Origin of the sequence: Synechococcales cyanobacterium T60_A2020_003 (assembly GCA_015272205.1) — a bacterium.
In the GTDB taxonomy this organism is placed as follows: domain Bacteria; phylum Cyanobacteriota; class Cyanobacteriia; order RECH01; family RECH01; genus JACYMB01.
Genome location: JACYMB010000241.1, coordinates 1 through 3,121, shown reverse-complemented (window position 1 = coordinate 3,121; position 3,121 = coordinate 1). Strand labels below are relative to the sequence as shown.

Annotated in this window: 3 protein-coding genes; all 3 read right to left on the bottom strand. The window is 52.3% G+C overall.

The features are described from left to right. Positions 1-627 (bottom strand): 2-hydroxyacid dehydrogenase (locus tag IGR76_11945; protein ID MBF2079201.1); only part of this gene is annotated, 627 nt, incomplete at its 3' end. 102 nt (positions 628-729) lie between these two features. Further along, positions 730-2,319 (bottom strand): glucose-6-phosphate isomerase, encoded by a 1,590-nt coding sequence (locus IGR76_11940; protein ID MBF2079200.1) that lies wholly within the window; start codon positions 2,317-2,319, stop codon positions 730-732. Positions 2,320-2,373: 54 nt separating this feature from the next. Continuing rightward, positions 2,374-3,114 (bottom strand): 2,3-bisphosphoglycerate-dependent phosphoglycerate mutase, encoded by a 741-nt coding sequence (locus IGR76_11935; GenBank protein MBF2079199.1) that lies wholly within the window; start codon positions 3,112-3,114, stop codon positions 2,374-2,376. Positions 3,115-3,121: the final 7 nt, after the last annotated feature.

Genomic DNA, 3,121 nt, shown 5'->3' with positions numbered 1-3,121 from the left:
GGGTGTCAAGGGACAGTGGAGAGAGATGATATCGGATTGTGAAAATAGGGTCGGCAGATCAACGTATGTTCCGATCGCCTCAAACGTTTCATTGTGAAACACATCGTAGCCAAGGAGGTGACAGCCAAATCCGTGCATGATCCCAGCAAAGATTTGACCAATTTTGCCCGTTCCGACCACGCCAACGGTGCGCCCGTGGAGATCAAACCCTAACAGTCCTTCTAGGGCGAAATTTTGTTCTCGAACCCGGTTATAGGCTTTGTGATATTTGCGATTTAGCGTCAAAATCATCCCCACGGCAAACTCAGCAATGGCATAGGGAGAATAGGATGGAACCCGCACCACGGTTATGTCTAAATCCTGAGCGGCTTTCAGATCAACATTGTTAAACCCAGCACAGCGCAGGGCGACGACCCGTGTGCCTCGTGCTGCCAAGATTTCGAGGGTGGCGCGATCAAGCGTATCGTTGACAAAGACGCATACGACTGGATAGTGACTGGCTAGCAAGGCCGTATGGGGATTCAGCGGCGGCTCAAAAAAGACAAGTTCATGTTCATGATCGTAGTTTGCCACTTCAAAAAAGCGGCGATCGTAGGCTTTCGTGCTGAAAAAAGCAACTTTAGTCATATCGAGAATCGTGTCAATGATGGTTAAAGGGGATGAATCGATGGGATGAGTGTGGTATGGGCAGGTCTGTACGTCCTACCCATACGCCGCGATCGATGACCGTTACGAGGTCATGGATACGGTTAATTCTGCGGGCTTGGCGCGATCGCCCGTCAACGTTACCCCTCGGTGATTGGCAGCCAAGTGCCGCACAATTTTATAAACCGACTCCACCTCATCCGCTGCATCAACCTTGGCCGCCAGAGTAGGAAGATCGAGCGGTTGGAGTTCTTGCTTCAGCGTCTTCACAATCCGCAGTTGGAGATCCAGCAACGCCGCCGCCGCTTTCTTACCCGCCTCCACACCGGGCTGATGGTAAGCGTTGATGTTGACCAAGGAGGCATACAGTCCAACGGCTCGTTCATACAGCGCAATCAAAGCTCCGACCATGCGGGCATTGACCTGGGGAACGGTTACGGTAATTGATCCCCGATGGTTTTCAAACAGGGCTTGCCGCGTTCCCTGCAACAGTCCTGACAAGTAATCCCCACTGGTCACACCGGGTTCAACTTCCACCGATGATCCCTGCCGATCTTCTAGAACCTCAATAAAGGTGACAAAGAAATTTGGAACCCCTTCGCGGAGTTGCTGCACGTAGGCGTGCTGGTCGGTAGAACCTTTATTGCCGTACACCGCAATGCCCTGGTACACCGTGTTGCCGTCTAGATCCGTTTCCTTACCCAAGGACTCCATGACCAACTGTTGCAGGTAGCGACTAAAGAGGAGCAGACTATCTTTGTAGGGCAGCACCACCATATCCTTTGCGCCTTTGCCCTCTCCAGCGACGTACCAACTCATCGCGAGGAGGGCTGCCGGATTCTTGCGGAGGTTGGAAATACGAGTCGCCTCATCCATGTCCTTCGCGCCAGCCAGCATCGCCTGGATATCAACGCCTTGCAGAGCGGCGGGTAACAGTCCAACCGCAGACATTTCGGAAGTCCGTCCCCCGATCCAGTCGAACATCGGAAAGACAGCTAGCCAGCCTTCAGATTTTGCAAGTTGATCCATTTTGCTGCCTAGCATGGTGACAGCGACCGCATGGTCAGCAAAGTTGAGGCCGTTGCGTTCGTAATAATGCTTTACCTCAACCATGCCGTTGCGGGTCTCGGGCGTGCCCCCCGATTTGCTGGTGACTAGCACAAGGGTACTATTTAGGCGGGGCTTAAGAGCCGTCAACACGCGATCGATCCCGGCGGGATCGGTATTGTCAATAAAGTGGATCGCCATGGGCGGGTGTTCAGGGGCGAGGGCTTCGGCAACGAATTGAGGCCCCAAGGCAGAGCCGCCGATTCCCACCGATAATACATCGGTAAACTTAGTAGCTTGGGGAGGTCGAATATCGCCCGCATGAATCTTCTGAACAAAGGTATGGATCTGATCTAAGGTGGTTTGAATTTCGGCTTTGATCTCGCTGGAGGGCGATCGCTCCGGATCTCGTAACCAGTAATGACCCACCATCCGTTCTTCATCAGGATTGGCGATCGCCCCCTTTTCGAGGGCATCCATAGCTTGAAACGCTTTCGAAAACTTTGGCTCTAGGGCAGCCACATCCTCTGCACTGAAAGCAATCCGGCTGATATCCAGGTAAATATCCAAGCCGTCGTGATAGTAGAGCCAATCTTGATAGCGTTGCCAAAGTGCGCGCTTATCCATAGCAAACCTCTGTCATATCCATCCATCAGTTATTATCTGCGAACAGGCTACCGACTAGGCGATCGCTCCTACCTGTTTATCCAAAACTACTTTTTCTAAAATTTGTCCGTTTGCATCAATTTCGTAAATAATCGGTACTCCTGTTGCTAATTCCAGTCCGGCTACTTCCTCGCCAGTGAGCTGATCGAGATCCATGATGATCGAACGCAGCGAGTTACCGTGGGCAGACACCAGCACGTTATCGCCTTGGGTAACGTGGGTCAGAATTCGATCCTTCAAAAACGGAATCGTCCGAGCTGCCGTATCCTCAAGACTCTCGCCTCCGGGCGGACGCACATCGTAGGAACGTCGCCAGAGATGAACTTGGTCATCCCCGTATCGTTCTGCGGTGCTTGCCTTGTTTAGTCCTTGCAGGTGGCCATAGTAGCGTTCGTCTAGTGCCTGCGCCGGATACACCGGAATCTCAAACGCGGGATCGCCCTCATACTGATCCCAACCGTGCCAATCGGGATCATCGGCGTTGTGGTGGAGAATTGGACTCTTCCCCTGAAGTTCAACTTCATCCGATTCGACCAAGCATACCAAAGCCGTTTGAATTGACCGAATCAAAAGACTGGTAAAGCAGACGTCAATCGGCAACGATTTCAGCTTTTGGGCAGCCTGCTCAGCCTCACGCAACCCCTTCTTGCTCAGAGGCACATCGACCCAGCCCGTAAATTTATTGACGGCATTCCAGGTGCTTTGACCGTACCTGGTCACCGCAATAAGAATTGTTAATGAGAATGGCTGAAGCAGCTACATT

Excerpts from the sequence above, each read along its gene's own strand:
- IGR76_11940 (MBF2079200.1), bottom strand. The coding sequence starts at position 2,319 with ATGGATAAGCGCGCACTTTGGCAACGCTATCAAGATTGGCTCTACTAT.